This is a genomic window from Streptomyces sp. NPDC027189 (assembly GCF_055566975.1).
Map to the genome: position 1 here is coordinate 111566 of NZ_JBVHRI010000014.1, position 23443 is coordinate 135008.

Sequence of the window (23443 nt, forward strand, 5' to 3'; positions counted from 1 at the left end):
TCAATACGGCGCGCCTTGAAATACCTTATGCGCACGACCTGTTATTTCCCTCACCACCCCGACAGTCCGAAATTCAAAGAGACATTGCCTAATATTGGCCCGGACACGACATGAGGGGAGCGGTGACCGTGCGAGGGGACTTCAAGGAGCCTGCGAGACCCCGCCCCGACCTGGTCATCGGCCGGGAGGAGCTCTTCGCGGGGGCGCGCGAGCAGCTCTCCGGCGGGGGCAGCGTGCTGGTGCACGGCCCCGCGGGAATTGGAAAGTCGACCATCCTGCGGACGCTGGCCGCGGAATGCGCCGAGTCGGCACGAACCGTGTTGCGCTGCTCCGCCACCGAGTCCGAATCCCACCTCCCCTTCCTCGCCCTGACCGACCTCCTCGGCCTGGTCGTGGACGAGGTCTCCGACCGGCTGCCCGTCCCGCAGCGCACCGCCTTGGAGTCGGCGCTCACCGGCCGCGGCGAATCCACCCTCCAGCGCGACGGTCTGGCACTGCGGCTCGCGGTGCTGTCGGTGTTCCGGGCGCTGGCCGCCCAGGGCCCGGTGCTGATCGTCGCCGACGACCTGCAGTGGCTCGACCCGGCCAGCGCCGAACTGCTCGGATTCGCCGCCCGCCGGCTCGGCGGCATGCCCGTACGGATGCTGTGCGCCGTACGCACCGACACCGAACCGCAGGGCCAACAGCACGATCTCCATCTACGCGCGTCCCCGCCGGACACCCTGCCCGTGCGGGTCAACCCGCTCTCCCGCGCCCAGGTGGCCGCGCTCCTCGACCACCGCGGCTACACCGACCTGCCCCGCTCCACGGTGCGGGACATCCACCGCACCAGCGGCGGCAACCCCCTGTTCGCGCTGGAGTTGGGCCGCGCCCTCGCCGAGTCCGCGACCCCGCCGAGCCCGGGCGAGCCGCTTCCCGTGCCGACCTCGCTGCGCGCGCTCGTGCTCAGCCGCCTGGAGATGCTGTCCGCCGAGGCCCGCCGCACGCTGCTCGTGGCGAGCGCGGGGGCGCGCCCCACGCCGGCGCTGCTGCACGCGGCCGGTCGCGAGAACGCCGAGGCGGAGATGGCGTCGGCCGTGGAGCTCGGGCTCCTCGCCACGGAGCGCGAGACACCCGGCATCCGGTTCGCGCATCCCCTCGTCTCGGCCGCCCTGTACGCGGAGGCGAGTGCCCAGGAGCGGCGCGCCGCGCATGCCGCGCTGTCCACGGCGGCCTCCGACCCCATCGAGCGGGCCCGGCATCTCGCGCTGGCCACCTCCGGAACGGACCCACGGGTCGCCGCCCGGCTCGGCGAGGCCGCGGCCGCCGCCCGGGATCGCGGCGCGCCCTCGGTCGCCGCGGGGCTCGGGCTGCTCGCGGCCCGGCACACTCCCGTCGACACCGTGCCCGGCCCGGACGAACGGCGACTGGTGGCCGCCGAGGACGCGCTGACGGCCGGTGAGACGGATCTCGCGCGAGACATCGCGCGCCAGGTGCTCGCCCGGGCCACCGCACCGGCGGACCGGGTGCGGGCCTGGATGGTCGTCATCGACGCGGCCGGGCAGGCCATGGCCGAGATCGACGCCGTCTTCCCGCATGCGCTCGCCGACGCGGGAGACGATCCGCGGCTGCTCGCCCTCGTCCGCTACCAACTGGCCTGGCGGGCCCTGCTCATGGACGGCGAGATGGCCAAGGCCCGCGAGGAGGCCGCCTGTGCCGCGGGGCTCGCGGCCCGTGCCGGGGACCGGCCCACCGAACTCCTCGCGCTGGGCTTCCAGGCGCAGATGGAGACCCTGATGGGGCATCCGGACGCGCCGGCGACCATTCAGCGGGCGATGCGCGAGCCGCAGGACCCCCGGGTGGCGTGCGACCACAACGGCGCCGGTGCCGCCCGCTTCCGCTGGCTGATCATGGGCGACCAGCTCGCCGAGGCCCGTACGACCATCACGGCGCTGCTGCACGAGGTGCAGCGGCGCGGGATGGTCGAGAGCGAGGTGCACTTCCTGCGCGGGCTCGCCGAGACCGAGCTGCGCTCCGGGCACTGCGGCCGGGCACTCGACCTGGCCCGTGAGAGCCTGCGGCTCGCCCGTGACACGGGGATCGGCGAGGCGGCCACCGCCATGTTCACCTCGCTCGCCGAGGCCGCGGGCGGCGACGTGGACCGCGCGCTCGCGCTGGCCCGGGAGGCCGTGGACCGCGCCGAGGAGGACGGCGACCTGATCTACCTCTCGCGCGCCCTCGGCGCCCTCGGGCACGCCCAGCTGGTCGCCGGGGACGCGGCGGCGGCGGTCCGGTCGCTGCGCCGCGTACGGGAGTTGGAGGAGGGACTCGGCGTCGTCGATCCGGCCCGCGGGCGCTGGCACGGCGACCTCGCCGAGGCGCTGGTACGGATCGGCGAACCGTTGGAGGCGCAGGACGTCATCGACGTCACGCGGGAGCGGGCCCTGCGGCTGGAACGCGAAAGCGTGCTGGCCGTCCTGGACCGCGCCGAGGCCCTCGTACGCGCCGCACGCGGCGAACAGGGCCCCGCCGAACGCCAGTTGACGTCCGCGCAGGACCGCCTCGGCAAGCTGGGCTACGGCCTGGAGGAAGCCCGCGCGGCATACGCCCTCGCGGGACTGCGCACCCTCCCCCAAGCTCTCGGCTTCGCTCGAGCAGGGGGGACCCCCATGCCCGGCCCCACCGCGTACGACGAGGCGGCCCGCCTCTTCCGTCGCTGCCGCGCCCTGCCCTGGCTCCGCCAGGTCGAGTCGGCGTCCACCGCCCACCCGACGTCACCTCCCCTCGCCTCCGCCGCCCTCGACACGCTCGCCGCGACCGAACGCCAGGTCGCCGCCCTCGTCATGGAGGGCGCCACCAACCGCGAGATCGCCGCGCGCCTGTTCATCAGCGTGAAGACGGTGGAGGCGACCCTCACGCGGGTGTACCGGAAGTTGGGGATCCGATCGCGGGTGGACATAGTGCGGCTGGCGGCGGAGCGCAGGACCGGCTGAGCCCGGCTCCGAAGCACCGGGAGCTGATTCCAGCACGTTGTGAGCGCCAGGACGGACGGGACCAACCGGACGCCACCGTACGCCAAACCTCGCCCCGCGCGGCCGAGGGTTTTCCCTCCCTCAACTCCCCTAGGGGGTTCCCTCATTGGGAGGAGTGACCCTCCGCTTCTAACGTGGCAGCAGTGCCGCTCGCTCGGGCACACGGCGCCCCACCACAGGCAACGTGCATTACCCCCCACACCCGCGCGTCCCCCCACCGGCCAATCCCCGAGGAGACCCATGTTCGGGCTCAACCGCGTCAAGAAAGCCGCCGCCGTCGGCATGGCCACCGCTGCCGCCGCCGCGACCGCGCTGCTCGGTGCCCCCTCCGCCGCAGCCGCGCCCCAGCCGATCGTCGGCGGCTCGACGACCACGACGACCGCGTACCCGTTCATGATGCAGATCACGGACGCGTCCGGGAACCAGTTCTGCGGCGGCACCCTGGTCGCGGCCAAGAAGGTCGTCACCGCCGCCCACTGCATGGTCGGCGCGACCACCAGCAGCGTCCGCGTGGTCGGCGGCAGAACGTACCTCAACGGCACGAACGGCACCGTCAGCAAGGTCAGCAAGATCTGGGTCAACCCCGACTACACGGACGCCACCAACGGCGACGACGTGGCCGTACTGACCCTGTCGACGGCGATGTCGTACACCCCGGTGTCGTACGTCTCCTCCTCGAACACCGGTGTGTACGCGGCCGGCACCACCGCCCGCATCCTCGGCTGGGGCACCACCTCGGAGACCGGCAGCTCCTCCAACCAGCTGCGCACCGCGACCGTCCCGATCGTGTCCAACTCCAGCTGCGCGAGCTCCTACGGCTCCAACTTCGTGGCGAGCGACATGGTCTGCGCCGGATACACCTCCGGCGGCGTCGACACCTGCCAGGGCGACAGCGGCGGCCCGCTGCTCATCGGCGGCGTCCTGGCAGGCATCACCTCCTGGGGCGTGGGCTGCGCGGAGGCCGGCTACCCGGGCATCTACACCCGCCTCACGACCTTCTCCAGCCTGGTGACCGCGCAGGTCAACTCGTAGTCACCGATGAACTCCTGAGCACCCCTCAGGTGAATGCCAGGGGGCGTTGCGGGCCTCCACGAGCGGCCCGCAACGCCCCCTATCCACTCCCCCACTCCCCCTACTTGTCGGCGGTCAGCTTCCCCGCGCTTCCCCAACTGTCCGCCGGCACCTCGTGGATCCACACCTGCACGCTCCCGGCCGGGATCTTGTACGCGTCGACGAAGGCGTCGGTGACGCTCGGCGGGCTTCGGCGTCAGCCTGTGCGGAGAGCGGGTGGACCCAGCCTCCGGGGGCGAGATGGCGGATGAGAACGGGCCAGGTCAGGTCATGACTCTTGCCGAGCCGGACGACGAGCCACAAGCAGAACACTGGGGGACGCTGGTTAGGAGGCGCGGCGGGCTAGTTGGCCGATGCCCTGCTTGTCAGGCCGACGTACTGGCAGAGCAGGCTCGGTCCGACAGTCCGTCGCGTCTCTGGAATTGACTTTGAAGGGATGTCTCGCGATGACGTAGGCCGCCGATGCCGCCCCGTTCGCGAGACCTTGTTACGTCGGCAGGCTCTCGGTTGGACCACGAACTTGGTGGTCGGACCGAGCCTGCCTGTGCGCCGGACCGACCGCCCGAAGCGGAAAGGGCATCAGTCCGGATGGACAGTGTCGGCTGGGGCGCAGTGGTGGTGGCCGCCATCGGCGGGGCCGCATGGATCCTGCGCACTCTCTTTGAAATGGTCCCTCCCCTCTGCCGTCTGCTGATTGACGCCATCAGGGCAATACGCGAGGTGCGGACAGAGCTGCGAGGCAGCGCCTCGACCGCGTCGAGGCAGGAGCCACCCGAGCAGTCCGGTATCACTCCTGGGCATAACGAGCCGCGGCCGTGAGTCCGTTGGACCTTCCCCTATATAGGCACCTGCACGGGCTCAGCACGGCCTGCGCGCATCGGCCATGCAGGGGCGGGCAGCCCCGCGAGCGGGTTCGACCGCTCCCAGGCCGGAGCAACGCGGATCACCGTCCGGGAAATATCGCAAGTTCAATCGCCTATGTGAGGTCCAAAAGACCGCCCCACGAACCCATAGGCATCATCGCGGACCTCGCTTACGGTCACCTGATGCAGTGGGCAACCATCATCGCGACCGCGCTCGGCGCCGTCGTCGGCGTCCTCAGCTCCGCAGCCTCTGACCGCCTCCACTGGCGCCGCGACGTTTCCGAGCGAGACCGCGAGAGTCTGCGCACCACCTACGCCGAGTTCCTCGACGCAGTCACCAAGGCCAGCAACGCAATCGGCCACGCAGCCCACAACCACAGAGAACCTCTCGACGTTCGTGCTAGCGCAGCCCGTAGCGCCCCCACGGACATCGGTTTCTGGCTGACGGCCGACTGCACGATGCGCAAGCGCTCTGCCGCCCGGTCGAAGTGCAGCTCCTCGGCGACGGTGACGAAATAGCTGAGCTGCCGCAATTCCATGGCCTGGACTGTAGAGCGCCGTGGGGACCTGCTGTTTCAATGGGCCGCTGTGGGAGGTGATGGACATGGTGTCCACCGACCGTTTCCTCGCCTTCGCGGCGATGTCCCTGCTCGTGATCGTGATCCCGGGCCCGAGCGTGCTGTTCGTCATCGGGCGGGCGCTCGCGCATGGCCGCCGCACCGCCGTGGCGACCGCGCTCGGCAATGTCGTCGGCTCATACCTGCTGGTCGTGGCGGTCGCCTTCGGGATCGGTTCACTGGTCGAGCGCTCGGTGACGGTCTACCTGGCGGTGAAGCTGGCCGGTGCGGCGTATCTCGTCTTCCTCGGTGTGCAGGCGTTCCGGCATCGCAAGGAGATGAAGGCCGCCTCGATCCGGGCGGATTCCGCGGCGCCGGCCCGCGGCGATCTCCGTACCGTGCTGGACGGCGCCCTCGTCGGCGTCACCAACCCCAAGGGCATCGTCTTCTTCGCCGCGGTGCTCCCCCAGTTCGTCGACCACTCCACCGGTCGACTCCCCCTCCAGATGCTCCTGTTGGGCCTGGTCCCGATCTCCATCGGCCTGGTCACGGACACCCTGTGGGGTCTGACCGCGTCCGCGGCCCGCGCCTGGTTCGCGCGCTCCGACCGGCGCCTGTCGCTGATCGGCGGCGCGGGCGGCTTCACGATGATCGGGCTGGGGCTGACGGTGGCGGTGACGGGGCGCGCCGACTGAGGTCTACCCGCCGATGGCTCCGAAGCGGATGTCGTACGACGACGAGCCCGCCATCACCGTGAGCATCCGCTCGGCCTCCTGAACCACCTCGTCCCGCTGGGCCTTGGTGAGCCTGCCGAAGGGCTCGATGGTGAGGATCTCGCCCTCCTGCCGCCATATGCCCGCGAGGAAACCGTCGACGAGCAGGGTGCAGTACGCCTGGTTGCCCTGCCAGGTGCGCCCCTTGAGGTCGGCCGGCACCACCCGGGAGCGGTCGGCGTGGGACAGCAGCAGGTTGTCGAACTCGGGCAGGAAGCGCGGCGCGGCCGGGGTGTCCGCGTCCGGGCGGGGCGCGTCGGGGAGGTCGAAGAGCTCGACACCGTTCTCGTCACGGAACGTCATCAGCTGGGGCCGGAGCCGCTCGAAGGCCTCGCGCAGCCGGGTCAGCCCCGCCCAGGTCTGCATGTCCTTGACAGAGGCGGGTCCGAAGGCGGCGAGATAGCGCAGGACGGTCGCGTCGGGCGCGGGCGCCGGCTCGGCGGGGCGGCCCAGCCATTGCTCGGCGGTGGTGAGCGCGACCTGGCCGCTGCGCCCCCACAGGCCGCGTGGGGTGACCTGGACGAGCGGCAGCCGGCAGCGGGCGGCGACCGAGAGCGCGAACGGGTCGGCGTCCGGCCACTCGGCGAGCAGTGCCTCGCGCAGCTGCTTCATGGTGCGCGGCTCGGCCTCCACCAGCTCACGGCTGATCGCGGCGAGCCGGTCCAGGTCGACGCCGGTCAGCCCGTTGCGGAAATTGCCCAGCTCCCGGTCGCGGGCGGCCTGCACGAGCGGGCGCAGGGTGAGAGCGTCGTCGGCGGTGTGCGTGTGGATGGTGGAGCGCATGGTGACGATGCGGACGACCTCCCGGTCGGCCATGAGCTGCGACAGCGCCGGAGGCGTGAAGGCGTCCAGGCGGGCGGCGAGGGCGTAGTACGGCGGCTTCACGTTCTGCGCCTGGAGGCCGAGGAGGTGCTCGACGGCGGCCTTCGCGGACAGCGGCGAGCGGCGCAGCAGGAGCTGGCGGTCGAGGGTCGCGCGGTTGAGGGCACGGGTGCCGAGTACGGGGCCGGCGGTCGTGGTCTTCGCGGTCGTCCCGGCAGTCGCGGGCGTCCTGGTCGTCTTCGTCATGCTCCGCACGCTAGCGCCGCTTGCGGACAGCTTCTGTCCGCAACTCTCACCGGATCCCGAGGCGGCTGGGCACGCTCAGGTCGTTTGCCCCGTATATCCTGCTCCGTGATCACACAGACGTACGTTCGACATGGGAGGCAGCCGCGATGTCCGAACGACGCGCCCGCTCAGCCTCGAAGAACACGGGGAACGCGAAGGACACGGGGAACGCGAAGGACACGGGGAACGCGAAGGACGCCAAGAAGTCCGTCTGGCGACGCGCCCTGAATCCTCCGGCCGCGCCGCCCGCGCAGCCCCCCTCGCCCCGCCCCGACGCACCGGCACCGGAATCCACCGACGTCGCCAGCGTCGTACAGGCGGCCCTGTACCGCGACGGGGTGCGGGTCTCGACCCCTTCCTCCCTCTCCGAGACCTTCCGTGAACTGCGCGAACAGCCGGCCGGTATGGCCTGGATCGGTCTGGCCCGTCCGACGGAGGCCGAGCTCCTTTCCCTGGCTGCCGAGTTCGACCTGCACCCGCTCGCCGTCGAGGACGCGATGGAGGCGCACCAGCGCCCGAAGCTGGAGCGCTACGGCGACACGCTCTTCGTCGTCCTGAGCGCCGCCCGCTATCTGGACGCGGCCGAGGAGGTCGACTTCGGTGAGCTGCACGTGTTCGTGGGGCCCGACTTCGTGATCACGGTCCGGCACGGCGCGGCACCGGACCTCTCGGCGGTGCGCCGTCGCATGGAGGACACCCCGGAACTGCTGAAGCTCGGCCCGGAGGCCGTTCTCTACGCGATCCTCGACTCCGTCGTCGACGGCTACGTCCCCGTCGTCTCCGGCGTCCAGAACGACATCGACGAGATCGAGACCGAGGTCTTCCGCGGCGACCCCAAGGTCTCCCGCCGCATCTACGAACTCTCCCGGGAGATGGTCGAGTTCCAGCGCGCCACCCGCCCCCTGGTCGGCATGCTGCACGGCCTGATGGCCGGTTTCGCCAAGTACCGCACCGACGAGGAACTCCAGCGTTACCTCCGCGACGTCGCCGACCACGTCACCCACACCAGCGAACGCGTCGACGGCTTCCGCCAGGCCCTCACCGACATCCTCACCGTCAACGCGACACTGGTGACCCAGCAGCAGAACGCCGAGATGCGCGCGTTGGCGGAGGCCGGCTTCGAACAGAACGAGGAGATCAAGAAGATTTCTTCTTGGGCGGCGATCCTGTTCGCTCCGACGTTGGTCGGGACGATCTATGGGATGAACTTCGATCGCATGCCGGAGTTGCACTGGGTGCTCGGATACCCCTTCGCCATCGTCCTGATGGCGGTCGTTTGCACCAGTTTGTACGTCATCTTCAAGCGGCGGGACTGGCTCTGAGTAATCGTCCCGTGAGGCGCTGCTGCGAGGGAGTGCAGCCCGGATCGCAGGCTCCGACGACGTGTTCGAGGACGCTGGGGAGAATCTGGGGAATGAGCCGCACTCCGATCCGGGCCGTCTCCTGCGATCGCGGGCGTTGACCTGCGGGAGCCTCGCCGCTGAGGCGCCCTCCGGGAGCGCCGGCCAGCACGGAGAGTTGCGGACTTCCGCAGTGGAACGCCGAAACGGGTGGCCACAGCAGGTCGCTGTGCCCACTGGAACTCGGCGCCGACCAAACCTGGTCCGCGACCGCCCACCTGCGCATGATCCTCACGTTCGGGATGAAGTTCGGCAGGAAACGGCATCACCTTCGCCCCCCTTGCCCGTGGGCTGGGGCGACGCGACCTTGTCCGGCGTGCGATACCGCGGCGCCACCCTGAACGCCGCCCTGCACGGCGCCGGCAACCAGGGAATGTGCCTGGGTTCCCCGCGGCCAACACCACCGACGGCACACCAGTTCCAGGTCTAGGTGTACTCGGCCAGCACGTTGGTGACACGCAGTCGTCGGTAGTTGATCAAGGAAGGACCTCTGGGCGTAGTGGAGATAGCCGTCTTCACACACCTCGGAGGTCCTGGTGGCCCACGCTAATGCCCGGCTGACCTTTCACGGCAGACGCCTGCTGGTGCGCCGTGTCGTCCTCGACGGGCGTCCGGTCGCTCACGTCGCGAAGGAACTCGGCGTCTCCCGCCAGTGCGCCCACCGCTGGGTGAACCGCTACCGCGCCGAGGGCTGGAGCGGGCTGCAGGACCGCAGCAGCAGCCCGCACCGCCGCCCTACCCGCACACCCGCGGCCGACGAGCGCCGCGTGCTCAAGGCCCGCCGGACTCTGCGACGCGGACCGGACGCCCTGGCCGAGCACACCGGCGTCCCCGCCCGGACCATCAGCCGCATCCTCAAGCGCCATCAGGTACCACCGCTCGCCGCCTGCGACCCGCTGACCGGCCAGGTCATCCGAGCCACCAGGGCCAGCAGCCAGCGCTACGAACACCCCCGGCCCGGCGACATGATCCATATCGACGTCAAGAAGCTCGGGAAGATCCCCGCCGGCGGCGGCCACCGCGCCCACGGCCGCGGCCAACGACCCGCATCCCTGCGGGGCCTGGGCTACGACTACGTCCACGCCGCCGTCGACGACCACTCCCGCCTCGCCTACGCCGAGATCCTCCCCGACGAGAAGGGCGCCACCTGCGCGGGTTTCCTCACCCGCGCGGCCGCGTTCTTCCACGCCCACGGCATCACCCACATCGAGCGGGTCATGACCGACAACGCCAAGAACTACCGGCTCTCGCACGACTTCCAGGCCGCCTGCCAAGCACTCGGCGCACGCCAGAAGTTCACCCGCCCGCACTGCCCGTGGACCAACGGAAAGGTCGAACGCTTCAACCGGACGCTGCAGACCGAATGGGCCTACCGGAAGGTTTTCACCAGCAACGCCCAACGCGCCCGAGCACTCGCGCCCTGGCTCGACTTCTACAACACTGGCCGCCGACACACCGCGCTCGGCGGCCAGCCACCGATCAACCGACTGTCACCAACGTCATGACCGAGTACATCTAGGACTGCAACAAGACCAACGCCCGAAAGCCAAAACGACTGGGTTCGCTGAGCAAACGCCTCGATTGGATGAGAACAGACACGAACTGATGACCTGCGATCGTGTAGGGCCTCAAGTTTCGTGTCGGAATCTCACGGCTGGTGCCGGATGGAAGTCGGATCCGACGTGGCGTTGAGACATGCAGGTCGCGCCTGTACCGCGTTCGCGTTGAAACGCCGACGTCTGGAAGGCCAAGCGGCCGCGCCGGGAACAGCCGGTCCGGCCGGCACGGTTGCAACGGTTGAGGGACCGGCGCCCCACGGGCGGGGAACACGAAGACCACAAGGTCATCCGCCCCGACAGGATCCGGTCCCCGGGATCGCGGTACGCCCGCCGCGCATTGGGACCAAGACGTATTTCTGCAGGAGGACTGTTTCATGACTGACCGGCCCTTGACGCTCATGGCAGTACACGCCCACCCCGACGACGAGGCCACCGGAACCGGAGGGGTCCTCGCGCGGTACGCGGCGGAAGGCATCCGCACGGTTCTCGTGACGTGTACCGACGGCGGTTGCGGTGACGGACCGGGGGGTGTCAAGCCGGGCGATCCCGGGCACGATCCGGCGGCGGTCGCCCTGATGCGCCGTCAGGAACTCGAGGCGAGCTGTGACGTCCTGAAGGTCAGCGATCTGGAGATGCTGGACTATGCCGACTCCGGGATGGTGGGCTGGCCGGGCAACGACGCCCCCGGATCCTTCTGGCAGACCCCCGTGCAGGAAGGCGCGGCCCGACTCGCGGAACTCATGCGGCACTACCGACCTGATGTGGTCGTCACCTACGACGAGAACGGCTTCTACGGCCACCCCGACCACATCCAGGCCCACCGCATCACGATGGCGGCGCTGGGGATGACCGCGCTGACACCGAAGGTGTACTGGACCACGATGCCCCGCTCGATGATGCAGCGGTTCGGCGAGATCATGCGCGAGTTTCATGAGGACATGCCGGAGCCGGATCCTGCCGAGGCCGCCGCGATGGCCGAGATCGGCCTCCCCGACGATGAGATCACCACCTGGGTGGACACCACCGCGTTCAGCGGTCAGAAGTTCGACGCGCTGGCCGCGCACGCCAGTCAGGGCGAGAACATCTTCTTCCTCAAGATGGGCAAGGAGAGGTTCGGCGAGTTGATGGGCATGGAGACCTTCGTACGTGTCCAGGACGCCACCGGCGCGGCCATACCCGAGAACGATCTCTTCGCCGGACTGCGCTGATCCGACCGACCGACCGGCCGGGAAGCGCATCGACGGCACGGCGCGATCGAGCGGGTCACACACCCGGAGGCTTGTCCACGCGAGTTCCGCTCCGGCAGCCAGCGAGCAGGCCCCCGCCGGCGGCGTCGACGCGTGCCCGCACTGACGCCCCGACACCGCGCTCGTCCCCGAACCACCTGGCAACCGCACAGGTAGGAGACCTGCGAGCTGCTGACTCGGAAGGTGCGCGACAGCCCAGGTCACAAGCCCGGCGGTCTGCTCCGATCAAGACAGACCGCCGAGGAAGCGACACGAAGCTGAGGCTCCGATGTCCGACACGCCGTGAGGCAACGGAAGAAGCAGCAGGTCACGAGGGCGGTCTCCGACAGCAACCGCGAGAATCTGCAGAAGCGATCCGCACCCTTGCGTCCGTGTCTGTCGACCAGAGAGTCCCAACTCTACGGGTGCCTTCAACCGCTTCCCGGCCTGGGACGTGGCCGGCCTCCTCTCCCGGGTCCGAGGAAGGGCAGGCAGCGATCGAATCCGGCCGTCCCTGGGCGCTGCGCCAGGTCCGGTCTGCATCGCTCTGCGCCAGGCGACGTAATGTCAACTTCCGTACACCTGGCAAGTTTCGGACCGTCATGCAGTGGACCACATGGTCGAAGTGACGACACGTGATCACTTCGCGCCAATGGCGTACTCGATCATCGCCAGGTAGCAAGATGACACCATGACGACGACACTCACCGATGCCTGGGCACGTGTCCGAACAGCTCTGGATGCGCATGCCCCCTCGACAGCACGTACTGTCCGGCCATCGGCGACCATGGACGACATATCCGAGGCTCAGTCCGTGATGGGACAGACGTTCCCCGATGCGGTGAGGGATCAGTTGTTGCTTTTCGATGGGGTGGAGCCGAATCCGATCACGGGCGTTTTGCTGCCACCCTTGTACATCCCTGTCGGCCTCCAGCGCATGCAGATGCTGTGGCAGCGCAAGCTCGCCGCCCCGCAGACCCCAGTCAACGGGGCAGCTGCCACATCCCATGCCGGAGAGCCTTGCCAGGAGTTTCATCCGCTCCTGGTGCCCATTGGGGACGACACGACGGGGGACCTGCTGGTAGTGGACAACAGGCCCGGTGAGCTGCGCGGGAGCGTTCTGACCTGGAGCAAGGTCGACGGCTACTTCGGCACGCCCACCTGGCCCAGCGTGACCGACATGTGGGCCGATGTGGCGCGTGCACTGGAGACCGGAGTCGATCAAGGCACCGAACGCGACGTTGATCCCCATTTGACGTTCAACGGGTGCGCTGCGGTTTTCACCGCTGACGGACTTCTTGAGTGGGAATTCTAGCGAGGCCGGTGCCGTTCCCGGCCGAAGCCGGCCGGGAACAGACATCAGGGGATGATCACCACATAGAACTCGTCGTTCGGGCCGTCGATGATCCTGTTGTTCGCGTAATACGTTGCGAGCTGAGTGCCACCCGCAGTGTTCTCGGTACCATTGATGGCCAGTGCCGAAAAGTTCTTCTTGGGTTTGCTCGGCTCGTAGATGGACTGGGCCGATCCTTCATAGGTTGAGGCGAACGGGTACTCGTCGCACTCCAGCCCCTTCGACGCGTAGTTGGGGTCTACGGCTGTGCATACCTTCACGGCCTCACGCCGGTTTGCATTGTATCTGTTCAGGTTCGTCTGGTTGATGCTTTTCTGCAGCCGGTGCAGCGGGTCGCTGGCGCTCCGGCCCGCCACGTGCTTCGAGGGATTGGCCGGCAGGGTGTTCTGTGGCTGCGTGAAAGCCGTCTTGATATGGGAGGCCACCGCACGTTCCGGAGCAGTGCTGGCGGTGCTGTACCGCAACGGGGAGACGTCGTAGCTCAGCGCGGCGCCCCCGGTGTGCAGCACGTCCGTGGGCTTGTAGTTGGGAAGGTAGGGAGAATTGTCCCAGCGCAGCCCGAACGAGGAGAATTTCCACTCAGCCAGCGGGTTGGTCTCGACCCAGCCGGGCGGCCACTCAGGCACAAAATTCATGTTCCAGACCGCCCATATGCCGTCGTCGGGTGCGAGACCCTGCCCGGGCGAGGCGTTGGTCGAGATCATGAAATGCGGGTTCGCCTTGAGTTGGGCCACCGTCGTCGGAGTCGGGTTGAGGCCGCCTTGGCCCAGCGTCACCCCGCTGGGGACCGTGGGGTGGTTCAGTGAGGTGCCCACGAGCGTTTCGTCGATCGCGTTGGTGCCCGCTGCGTAGAAGTCCGAGAAGTAGTAGTCGAACTGGACGTCCCGCGAGTTGGCCCGCACCGTCGCGATAGCGCTGACCGTCATCTGCGAGAAGCCAACCTCTCTCCCGTTGACGCGCCAGGTGGCAGCAAACCACTGAGATTCGCACATCGCGAAACGGGACGCGATCCACATGCTTGCGTCCGAGGCGGTATGCGCCTTGCATTCCGCGAGCGTCATCGTCCTCTTCGGTACGTCCGTCACGGTGGGGCCCAACTGGGCGCCGGACGCCTGGACTTCCCCTGCTCTGGCATTGGGGACATCCCCTCGCAGGAACGCCGGACCGATCCTGCGGACGGCGCTGCTCGTGATCGCTCTGCGCCGCTGCGTCAATCCCACGGCCTCGGGAGTCTCACCGGCCTTCAGCCGTTTGAAGATGGTGTCCGGGGACTGCGTGGGAGCGTCCGTTAAGTAGGTGTCGACTGTCATCGAGTCGGAGTGGGGCGCCGCCTGGGCGACTGAGGTCCCCAGCAGCGCTAAGGCCATCGTGGTCAGCAAGATTGTGAGCGTGTGTCTGAGACTGCGCATGTGGTCCTTCCGTGAGACACGGGGCACGAACTGGTACCCGTCGAGCCCTGGCCAACAGGAAGTAAACGTATGTCAGTTCGACTCTCGACGACGCAGGTTTTGCCTCTGACAGGGGGAAAGGGAGAGCGAACCGGCCATGATCGACAGCAGCGACCTAGACAGCAACATCTGGGTGCTGTGCGTGACGGGCGTTCCCTGACGGCTCTTCTAGTAATGGAACAGGCTGAGGGCGACGGCAACGATGTCGCGAGACTTGGTCTTGACGTCGGCGGTGGCTTCCTCGGGCAGGACCCGGATCGCGCCGATGAGCTTCCTGAACTGCGCTTGAGTCATCGGTGAGTTCAACCGCCCTGCGAGTTTGTTGTGGGGTACGCAGATGCCGGCCGGAGCGCCCTCGTACCCCCTGTCCGTCAAGGGCAAGCCGGTCTCCTCCAACACCGCCTGGACGAAGCACACACCTGCTACGCGAACGGCGCCCACGTGGCCGCCATCATCATGCTCGGCAGTCTCCTCGAAGGCGTCATGGTCCACGTGCCAGAAAGACGGATCAGCCCAGGCCAGAGCCCAATCTCGCGACATCACCGCAGGTCAGCGCCCCCAGGTAGACAACTTCACGAAGATCTCCAGCTGGGCCGCGATTCTCTTCGCTCCCACACTCGTCGGGACCATCTACGGCATGAACTTCCAGAACATGCCGGAGCTGCACTGGGGGTTCGGGTACCCCTTCGCGATCGGTTTGATGGGGATCGTCTGCTGCACTTTGTACGTCATTTTCAAGCGCCGGGACTGGCTCTGAGGCCGGCCGCGCCCCAGCTCGAGTGGCCCACACTGTTCGCTGTCGCACCTCAGGTACGTGACCCGCGCGGGCTTCCAGGGCGTCACGGGGAGGGCCAGGTCACAGCCTCGGCGAGGGCAAGATCACAGCCGTGCCCTCTGCTGCTCCTTTGCGCCTCTGGCCTACCATCCGAGCATGACGGTCCTGCCTGACGACGGGCTTGAGCTGGCCGGCGAGTTCCCTGATGTGACCCACGAGCAGTGGCAGCGCCTCGTTGCGGGCGTGCTGCGCAAGTCGGGCAAGGACGTCGAGGGTGCTCAGGCCGAGGAAGCCCTGTCCACCGCGCTCGAGGACGGGCTGCGCACCCGCCCCCTGTACACCGCGCACGACACAGCGCCTGAGCCGGGCTTCCCGGGGCTCGCCCCCTTCGTGCGCGGCAGCCGAGCCGAGGGGAACACCGTCGGCGGCTGGGACGTACGCCAGCGGCACACGACGGCCGACGGCGACGGGTTGCTCGCGGACCTGGAGAACGGCGTCACCTCCCTCTGGCTCGTCGTCGGCGAGACGGGCATTCCTGTGCCGTCGCTCGGCCGTGCCCTCGACGGTGTCTATCTCGACCTGGCACCCGTCGTCCTCGACGCCGGGCACGAGGTGGAGCCTGCGGCGCGTGAGCTGCTGCGGCTGTACGAGGAGCGGGGAGTCGCCCAGGACGCGGCGCGCGGCAACCTGGGCGCGGATCCGCTCGGTCACGAGGCCCGTACCGGACAGGCCCTCGACTTCGCGTCGGCGGCCGGCCTCGCGCGGCTGTGCGCCGAGGAGTACCCCGGGCTGCGGGCGCTGACGGTAAACACGCTGCCGTACCACGAGGCCGGCGGCTCGGCCGCCCAGGAACTGGGCTGCTCACTGGCGACCGGGGTCGCGTATCTGCGGGAGCTGACCACGGCCGGGCTGACCGTCGCACAGGCGTGTGCGCAGCTGGAGTTCCGGTACACGGCGACCGCCGACCAGTTCCTGACGATCGCCAAGCTGCGGGCCGCGCGCCGGCTGTGGGCCCGGGTGGCCGAGGTCTGCGGAGCCCCGGGGGCGGGGGCACAGCTTCAGCACGTCGTGACCTCGCCGGTGATGATGTCGCGACGCGACCCGTGGGTGAACATGCTGCGCACGACGATCGCCGCACTGGCCGCGGGCGCGGGCGGAGCCGACTCGGTCACCGTGCTGCCCTTCGACCACACGCTCGGGCTGCCGGACGCGTTCGCGCGGCGCATCGCCCGCAACACCTCGACGATCCTGATCGAGGAGTCGCACCTGTCCCGGGTGATCGACCCGGCGGGCGGTGCCTGGTACGTGGAGCGGCAGACGGACGAACTCGCCCACGCGGGCTGGGAGTTCTTCCAGTGGATCGAGCGGGAGGGCGGCCAGGCGGCGGCCCTGCGCTCCGGCCGGCTCGGCCAGGAACTCGCCAACACCTGGGAAGCGCGCAGCGCGAAGCTCGCCAAGCGGCGCGAACCCGTCACCGGCGTCAGCGAGTTCCCGCACCTGGCGGAGAAGCCGGTCGTCCGCGAGAGCGCGCCCGAGCCGCCGTCCGGCGGGCTGCCACGCGTGCGGCGCGACGAGGCGTACGAGGCGCTGCGCGCCCGCTCCGACGCCCACTTCGCGGCGACCGGCTCCCGGCCGCGCGTCCTGCTTGCCACGATCGGTCCGGCCGCCGCCCACACCGCGCGGGCGACCTTCGCCTCGAACCTCTTCCAGGCGGGCGGCATCGAGCCCGTCACCGAGGGCTCGTTCGAGGAGAGCGGTGCGACGGAGGTCTGCCTGTGCTCCAGCGATGCGCTGTACGAGGAGCAGGCGGAGAACGTGGCCGCGGAGCTGAGGTCGGCGGGCGCCTCGCACGTGTTCCTCGCGGGTCGTCCCGGGCAGTACGCCGGCATCGACTCGTATGTCTTCGCGGGCTGTGACGCCGTGGCCGTGTTGTCCGCCGCCCTCGACCGCATGGGAGTGTCCTGATGAAAATCCCCGACTTCTCCGGGATCGAGCTGGGGACCCCAGCCGTGGGCGGCGGCGCCGACGAGTGGCGTACGGCCGTGAAGAAGGCGGCGGGCGGGGACGACCTGCTCTGGGAGACCCCGGAGGGCATCCCGGTCAAGCCGCTCTACACCGGGCAGGACCTGGAGGGCCTGGACTTCCTGGGCACCTACCCGGGCATCGCCCCGTATCTGCGCGGCCCGTACCCGACGATGTACGTCAACCAGCCGTGGACGATCCGCCAGTACGCGGGCTTCTCGACCGCCGAGGAGTCCAACGCGTTCTACCGGCGCAACCTCGCCGCCGGCCAGAAAGGCCTGTCGGTCGCCTTCGACCTGCCCACCCACCGCGGCTACGACAGCGACCACCCGCGCGTGACCGGTGACGTCGGCATGGCGGGCGTGGCGATCGACTCGATTCTCGACATGCGGCAGTTGTTCGACGGCATCCCGCTGGACAGGATGACCGTGTCGATGACGATGAACGGCGCCGTGCTGCCGGTGCTCGCGCTCTACATCGTCGCCGCCGAGGAACAGGGCGTACCGCCCGAGAAGTTGGCCGGGACCATCCAGAACGACATCCTCAAGGAGTTCATGGTCCGCAACACCTACATCTATCCGCCGAAGCCGTCGATGCGGATCATCTCCGACATCTTCGCCTTCACCTCGCAGCGGATGCCCCGCTACAACTCCATCTCCATCTCCGGCTACCACATCCAGGAGGCGGGCGCGACGGCCGACCTGGAGCTGGCCTACACGCTCGCCGACGGCGTGGAGTACATCCGGGCCGGGCGGGAGGCGGGCCTGGACGTGGACGCGTTCGCGCCCCGGCTGTCCTTCTTCTGGGCCATCGGCATGAACTTCTTCATGGAGATCGCCAAGCTTCGGGCCGCACGTCTGCTGTGGGCGAAGCTCGTGAAGCAGTTCGACCCGAAGAACGCCAAATCCCTCTCCCTGCGCACCCATTCGCAGACCTCCGGCTGGTCGCTGACCGCGCAGGACGTGTTCAACAACGTGACCCGTACGTGTGTGGAGGCGATGGCGGCGACGCAGGGCCACACCCAGTCGCTGCACACCAACGCGCTCGACGAGGCGCTCGCCCTGCCCACCGACTTCTCGGCGCGCATCGCCCGCAACACGCAGCTGTTGATCCAGCAGGAGTCCGGCACCACCCGGGTCATCGACCCGTGGGGCGGCAGCGCCTACGTCGAGAAGCTCACCTACGACCTCGCCCGCCGCGCCTGGCAGCACATCCAGGAGGTCGAGGCGGCGGGCGGCATGGCCAAGGCCATCGACGCCGGCATCCCCAAGCTGCGCATCGAGGAAGCCGCGGCCCGCACCCAGGCCCGTATCGACTCCGGCCGTCAGCCGGTGATCGGCGTGAACAAGTACCGCGTCGAGACCGACGAGGCGATCGACGTCCTCAAGGTCGACAACTCCTCTGTACGCACCCAGCAGATCGAGAAGCTGCGGCGGCTGCGCGCGGAGCGTGACGAGCAGGCGTGCCAGGACTCGCTGGACGCGCTCACCCGGGCCGCCGGCGGCGAGGGCAATCTGCTGGAGCTGGCGGTGAACGCGGCCCGCGCGAAGGCGACGGTCGGCGAGATCTCCGACGCCCTGGAGAAGGTGTACGGCCGGCACGCGAGCCAGATCCGTACGATCTCCGGCGTGTACCGCAACGAAGCAGGCGAGTCCCCGTCCGTGGACCGCACCCGCACTCTGGTGGACGCCTTCGACGAGGCCGAGGGCCGTCGCCCGCGCATCCTGGTCGCCAAGATGGGCCAGGACGGCCACGACCGCGGCCAGAAGGTGATCGCCACCGCCTTCGCCGACCTCGGCTTCGACGTGGACGTCGGCCCGCTGTTCCAGACTCCGGCCGAGGTGGCCCGCCAGGCCGTCGAGGCGGACGTGCACATCGTCGGGGTCTCGTCGCTGGCCGCCGGTCACCTCACACTCGTACCGGCGCTGCGCGAGCAGCTCGCCGAGGAGGGCCGCGAGGACATCATGATCGTGGTCGGCGGGGTCATCCCGCCGCAGGACGTGCCCACGCTCCTGGAGATGGGCGCGGCGGCCGTGTTCCCGCCGGGGACGGTGATCCCGGACGCGGCGTACGACCTGGTCGAGCGACTGTCGGCCGGCCTCGGGCACGACCTGTGATCGATGTCGACGCCTATGCGAAGGGCGTACTCGACGGGAAGCGGGCGATCATCGCCCGCGCCATCACCCTCGTCGAGTCCACCCGGCCCCAACACCGGGCGCTCGCACAGGAGTTGCTGACCGAACTGCTCCCGCACAGCGGCCGGGCCCGGCGGATCGGTGTCAGCGGGGTGCCGGGCGTGGGCAAGTCGACGTTCATCGACGCGTTCGGGACGCTGCTGACCTCGCTCGGGCACCGGGTCGCGGTGCTCGCCGTCGACCCGTCCTCCAGCCGTACCGGCGGCTCGATCCTGGGCGACAAGACCCGTATGGAACGCCTGGCCGTCGACCCGGCGGCCTTCGTCCGCCCCTCCCCCACCGCGGGCACGCTGGGCGGGGTCGCCAAGGCGACCCGCGAGTCGATCGTGGTGATGGAGGCGGCCGGCTACGACGTCGTCCTCGTGGAGACGGTCGGCGTCGGCCAGTCCGAGACCGCGGTCTCGAACATGGTCGACTCCTTTCTGCTCCTCACCCTCGCCCGCACCGGCGACCAGTTGCAGGGCATCAAGAAGGGTGTCCTGGAGCTGGCGGACGTGATCGCCGTCAACAAGGCGGACGGCCCGCACGAGCGCGACGCCCGCGCGGCGGCACGGGAGTTGGCGGGCGCGCTGCGGCTGATGCACGGCAGGGACGCGGCCTGGGCCCCGCCCGTGCTGAGTTGCAGTGCGCGAGAGTCGACCGGCCTGGACACCGTCTGGGAGCGCCTGGAACAGCACCGCACGCTGCTGGATTCGACCGGGCGCCTTGCCGCCAAGCGCCGCGACCAGCAGGTCGACTGGACCTGGAGCATGGTCCGTGACGAACTCCTGGGACGCCTGCACGCCGACCCGGCGGTACGGGCCCTCGCCCCCGCCCTCGAACAGCAGGTCAGGGACGGCGCGTTGACGGCCACACTGGCCGCCGAGCGCATTCTGGGGGTGCTCGGGAGTCTCGACGCGGACACTGCCTGAGCAGGCGGCCAGGCGCCTCGTCACGTGGCGGGTTCCGCCACCGGGTACGGCACGAACGTGCTGCTGTTCTGGTCGATCCGCAAGGGGCGGCCCAGCGGCGGCACCGCGCGCTGGGGGCAGTCGAGGCGTTCGCAGACGCGACAGCCCATGCCGATAGGGGTGGCGGCGGAGGCGTTGCTGAGGTCGAGCCCGTCGGAGTAGACGAGCCGGTGGGCGTGGCGGATCTCGCAGCCGAGGCCGATGGCGAAGGTCTTGCCGGGCTCACCCCAGCCGCCGCGGTGGCGAGTGAGGGCACGGGCCGTCCACAAGTAGCGCTGCCCGTCGGGCATTTCGGCGATCTGGACGTGGATGCGGCCGGGCGCGGCGAACGCCTCGTAGACGTTCCACAGCGGGCAGGTGCCGCCGGCCCGGGAGAAGTGGAAGCCGGTCGCGGACTGCCGCTTGGACATGTTGCCGGCCCGGTCGACGCGGACGAAGGAGAAGGGCACCCCGCGCAGACGGGGGCGCTGGAGGGTGCTCAGGCGGTGGCAGACGGTCTCGTGGCCGAGGCCGTAGCGGTCGGTGAGGCGTTCGATGTCGTAGCGCACCTCTTCGGCCGCCGCGTGGAAGGGGCGGTAGGGCAGGATCAGCGCGGCGGCGAAGTAGTTGGCGATGCCGATGCGTGCCAGCGCGTGCGTGGGGGAATCGGGCGGGAAGTCCTCGGCTGCCTGGCGGTCGAGCTCGTCGCCGTATTCGAGCAGGGCGAGCTGGGTGGCCATGCGGAACGCGCGCTGTCCGGGGCGGAGGCGGCCGGACAGGTGGAGGGTGCGGGTCGCGTCGTCGTAGTGGTGCAGGCGATCGCCGTTCGCGGCGGCCAGGCGCACACCGTGGCCATCGGCGAGTCTCGCCGTCAGGGCCGGCACGACGTCACCGGGTCGGACGCCGATCTCCTGCGCCAGGTGTTCGGCCGCGAGGTCGGTGTCGTGCAGGTAGTTCTGGCGGCGGTAGAAGAAGTCCCGGATCTCCTCGTGCGGTGAACGAGGCGCCGCCCGCTCGATCTCCCGGCCGTCCGCGGCTCCGGCGAGCCGTTCCGCCAGCAGTTGGTTGCGGCGGCCGAGATCCAGCAGGACCTCGGCGACAGCGGGCATCCGTGAGGCGAGTTCCGCGAGATCGGACGCGGACACCCGGGCTTCGGTGATCTCGCCTGCCAGGGCCTCCCGCAGGTCCGCCACCAGTCTGCTCGTGTCCCGCTCCGAGAAGAAGCCCGGGTCGACGCCGAAGGCTTCGGTCAGCCTCAGCAGGACCGGGACGGTGAGCGGGCGGGAGTCGTGCTCCATCTGGTTCAGATAACTGGGCGATATGGCGAGCACGCGCGCCAGTTCGGCCTGGCTCATCCGGCGCTCCTCGCGCAGCCGCCGCAGCCGCGCGCCCGCGTAGATCTTGCTCATCCTGGGCCTCCTCCCGCCGCCCGCAGCTTAGCCGGTGGCACCTTCACAACCTTGGCAAAGCGCATCGTGAAGATTCGCAGAAGTTGGCAACAGGCCAAGCTTGATGGCACTCAGTGCCACTGCCAGAGTCGTGGTGCGGCCCGCCGGACCTTGCGGCAGGCGACGCCGGACACCGGGCACGATTCGGGCCCTGACGTCGGAGATTCCGGCCGCAGCGGAAGGCTGACCGGCAGCATTGCTCCTCCGCTCAGCAGCAGGACGGCGGGCCGCATCCCAAATCGAGACACACAGTGCCAGTCCCTCTGTCCTACGGCAGGTGGTATTGGCAGACCGCAACAACCAAGGGAGCCCCGACAGTCATGGCAGAGGCGAGCACGACGACGGCCGAAGAGCTCACGCGGCGCTGGGCCACCGACCCCCGGTGGCAGGGGATCGAGCGCACCTACGGCGCCGAGGACGTGGTGCGGCTGTCGGGCAGCGTCCGAGAGGAGCACACCCTTGCCCGGCGCGGCGCAGAACGCCTGTGGCGGCAGCTGCACGAGCGGGACTACCTCCATGCGCTGGGCGCGCTCACCGGCGGACAGGCGGTCCAGCAGGTCAAGGCGGGGTTGCAGGCCATCTACCTGTCCGGCTGGCAGGTCGCCGCCGACGCAAACCTGGCCGGGCACACCTACCCCGACCAGAGCCTGTACCCCGCCAATTCCGTGCCGCAGATCGTCCGACGCATCAACAACGCGCTGCTGCGCGCCGACCAGATCGCCACCGCCGAGGGCGGCGAGGACCGTACGGACTGGCTCGTGCCGATCGTGGCCGACGCGGAGGCCGGGTTCGGCGGCCCGCTGAACGTCTTCGAGCTGACCAAGGCGATGATCGCCGCCGGTGCCGCCGGCATCCATTACGAGGACCAGCTGGCCTCGGAGAAGAAGTGCGGCCACCTCGGCGGCAAGGTGCTCGTCCCAACGTCCCAGCACATCCGCACGCTCAACGCGGCCCGCCTCGCCGCCGATATCGCCGACGTGCCCACGGTGATCATCGCCCGCACCGACGCGTTGGCCGCGAACCTGCTCACCAGCGACGTCGACGAGCGCGACGCCGAGTTCGTCACCGGCGAGCGCACGGCGGAGGGTTTCTACCGGGTGCGCGGTGGGATGGCGGCGGTGATCGCCCGCGGCTTGGCCTACGCCCCGTACGCCGACCTGCTGTGGGTGGAAACCGGCACCCCGGACCTCGCGCAGGCCCGCGAGTTCGCCGAGGCGATCCACGCCGAGTACCCGGACCAGATGCTCGCCTACAACTGCTCGCCCTCCTTCAACTGGAAGGCGGCGCTCGACGACGACCAGATCGCCAAGTTCCAGCGGGAGTTGGGCGCGATGGGCTACCGCTTCCAGTTCATCACCCTGGCCGGCTTCCATTCCCTCAACCACGGCATGTTCGACCTGGCCCGCGGCTATGCCGAGCACGGCATGACCGCGTACGTCGACCTGCAGGAGCGGGAGTTCGCCGCGCAGGCGCACGGCTTCACCGCCGTACGCCACCAGCGTGAGGTCGGCACCGGCTACTTCGACCTCGTCTCCACCGCCGTCAACCCGGCCTCCTCCACCACCGCGCTGACCGGCTCGACCGAGGAGGAGCAGTTCCACGGCGGCGCTGCGCTGAGGGCGGTGGGAGCGCCGTAAGGGCAGCGCCCGTCCGTTGGCTGCGGGCCGTGGGGCTGGTCGCGCCCACGCGGCGAAGCCGCACAGCG

At 69.5% G+C, this 23443-nt stretch carries 15 protein-coding genes and 3 pseudogenes; 12 read left to right on the forward strand and 6 right to left on the reverse strand.

Annotated features, from left to right (window positions below):
• Nucleotides 1-122: 122 nt before the first annotated feature.
• Together ACZ4RZ_RS29735 and ACZ4RZ_RS29740 are read left to right on the forward strand one after the other, a co-directional pair.
• Complete coding sequence (locus tag ACZ4RZ_RS29735) at nucleotides 123-2972, forward strand: helix-turn-helix transcriptional regulator (protein ID WP_467749159.1); 2850 nt, start codon at nucleotides 123-125, stop codon at nucleotides 2970-2972.
• 279 nt (nucleotides 2973-3251) lie between these two features.
• Nucleotides 3252-4043, forward strand: coding sequence for a S1 family peptidase (locus tag ACZ4RZ_RS29740; protein WP_467749161.1), 792 nt, complete (start codon nucleotides 3252-3254; stop codon nucleotides 4041-4043).
• Nucleotides 4044-4143: 100 nt separating this feature from the next.
• On the opposite strand, the pseudogene ACZ4RZ_RS29745 reads toward ACZ4RZ_RS29740, so the two are convergent.
• Both ACZ4RZ_RS29745 and ACZ4RZ_RS29750 read right to left on the reverse strand, forming a co-directional pair.
• Nucleotides 4144-4248, reverse strand: a pseudogene (locus tag ACZ4RZ_RS29745) (tautomerase family protein); the annotation flags it as partial.
• Between the two features lie 1131 nt (nucleotides 4249-5379).
• Nucleotides 5380-5484: pseudogene (locus ACZ4RZ_RS29750) on the reverse strand (LysR family transcriptional regulator); the annotation flags it as partial.
• A 65-nt stretch (nucleotides 5485-5549) separates the two neighbouring features.
• Between ACZ4RZ_RS29750 and ACZ4RZ_RS29755 the strand changes: the two are divergent.
• The gene (locus ACZ4RZ_RS29755) at nucleotides 5550-6197 is read left to right on the forward strand and encodes a LysE family translocator (protein ID WP_467749163.1); all 648 of its coding nucleotides are present in this window, start codon (nucleotides 5550-5552) and stop codon (nucleotides 6195-6197) included.
• 3 nt (nucleotides 6198-6200) lie between these two features.
• Here the strand turns inward: ACZ4RZ_RS29755 and ACZ4RZ_RS29760 are convergent, their stop codons facing one another.
• Nucleotides 6201-7343, reverse strand: a complete 1143-nt coding sequence (locus tag ACZ4RZ_RS29760) for a winged helix DNA-binding domain-containing protein (RefSeq protein ID WP_467749165.1) — start codon at nucleotides 7341-7343, stop codon at nucleotides 6201-6203.
• A gap of 146 nt (nucleotides 7344-7489) precedes the next feature.
• On the opposite strand from ACZ4RZ_RS29760, the gene ACZ4RZ_RS29765 reads away from it, so the two are divergent.
• The 4 genes from ACZ4RZ_RS29765 (at nucleotide 7490) to ACZ4RZ_RS29780 (ending at nucleotide 12882) form a co-directional block, all read left to right on the forward strand.
• The gene (locus ACZ4RZ_RS29765) at nucleotides 7490-8704 is read left to right on the forward strand and encodes a magnesium and cobalt transport protein CorA (protein ID WP_467749167.1); all 1215 of its coding nucleotides are present in this window, start codon (nucleotides 7490-7492) and stop codon (nucleotides 8702-8704) included.
• A gap of 614 nt (nucleotides 8705-9318) precedes the next feature.
• The gene (locus ACZ4RZ_RS29770) at nucleotides 9319-10287 is read left to right on the forward strand and encodes an IS481 family transposase (RefSeq protein WP_467749169.1); all 969 of its coding nucleotides are present in this window, start codon (nucleotides 9319-9321) and stop codon (nucleotides 10285-10287) included.
• Nucleotides 10288-10715: 428 nt separating this feature from the next.
• A complete protein-coding gene (locus ACZ4RZ_RS29775; protein ID WP_467749171.1) occupies nucleotides 10716-11549 on the forward strand; it encodes a PIG-L family deacetylase in 834 nt (277 codons plus the stop codon).
• 709 nt (nucleotides 11550-12258) lie between these two features.
• Nucleotides 12259-12882, forward strand: a complete 624-nt coding sequence (locus ACZ4RZ_RS29780) for an SMI1/KNR4 family protein (RefSeq protein WP_467749173.1) — start codon at nucleotides 12259-12261, stop codon at nucleotides 12880-12882.
• Between the two features lie 44 nt (nucleotides 12883-12926).
• On the opposite strand, the gene ACZ4RZ_RS29785 is transcribed toward ACZ4RZ_RS29780, so the two are convergent.
• A complete protein-coding gene (locus tag ACZ4RZ_RS29785) occupies nucleotides 12927-14300 on the reverse strand; it encodes a NucA/NucB deoxyribonuclease domain-containing protein (protein WP_467749175.1) in 1374 nt (457 codons plus the stop codon).
• A gap of 237 nt (nucleotides 14301-14537) precedes the next feature.
• Nucleotides 14538-14861 carry a hypothetical protein gene (locus tag ACZ4RZ_RS29790; protein WP_467749416.1) on the reverse strand — a complete coding sequence of 108 codons (324 nt, stop codon included), beginning with the start codon at nucleotides 14859-14861 and terminating at the stop codon, nucleotides 14538-14540.
• Nucleotides 14862-14943: 82 nt separating this feature from the next.
• Between ACZ4RZ_RS29790 and ACZ4RZ_RS29795 the strand changes: the two are divergent.
• The 4 genes and pseudogenes from ACZ4RZ_RS29795 to meaB all read left to right on the forward strand — a co-directional run.
• A pseudogene (locus ACZ4RZ_RS29795) lies at nucleotides 14944-15126 on the forward strand (CorA family divalent cation transporter); the annotation flags it as partial.
• A gap of 174 nt (nucleotides 15127-15300) precedes the next feature.
• Complete coding sequence (locus tag ACZ4RZ_RS29800) at nucleotides 15301-17109, forward strand: methylmalonyl-CoA mutase family protein (RefSeq protein WP_467749177.1); 1809 nt, start codon at nucleotides 15301-15303, stop codon at nucleotides 17107-17109.
• On the forward strand, nucleotides 17109-19283 hold the full coding sequence (scpA, locus tag ACZ4RZ_RS29805; RefSeq protein WP_467749179.1) for a methylmalonyl-CoA mutase: 2175 nt from the start codon (nucleotides 17109-17111) through the stop codon (nucleotides 19281-19283). Before ACZ4RZ_RS29800 ends, scpA begins: the two co-directional genes overlap by 1 nt.
• Nucleotides 19280-20272 carry a methylmalonyl Co-A mutase-associated GTPase MeaB gene (meaB, locus tag ACZ4RZ_RS29810; RefSeq protein ID WP_467749181.1) on the forward strand — a complete coding sequence of 331 codons (993 nt, stop codon included), beginning with the start codon at nucleotides 19280-19282 and terminating at the stop codon, nucleotides 20270-20272. Before scpA ends, meaB begins: the two co-directional genes overlap by 4 nt.
• Before the next feature lie 20 nt (nucleotides 20273-20292).
• Here the strand turns inward: meaB and ACZ4RZ_RS29815 are convergent, their stop codons facing one another.
• The gene (locus ACZ4RZ_RS29815; protein ID WP_467749183.1) at nucleotides 20293-21699 is read right to left on the reverse strand and encodes a short-chain fatty acyl-CoA regulator family protein; all 1407 of its coding nucleotides are present in this window, start codon (nucleotides 21697-21699) and stop codon (nucleotides 20293-20295) included.
• Between the two features lie 359 nt (nucleotides 21700-22058).
• On the opposite strand from ACZ4RZ_RS29815, the gene aceA reads away from it, so the two are divergent.
• Nucleotides 22059-23375 carry an isocitrate lyase gene (gene aceA / locus ACZ4RZ_RS29820; RefSeq protein ID WP_467749185.1) on the forward strand — a complete coding sequence of 439 codons (1317 nt, stop codon included), beginning with the start codon at nucleotides 22059-22061 and terminating at the stop codon, nucleotides 23373-23375.
• Nucleotides 23376-23443: the final 68 nt, after the last annotated feature.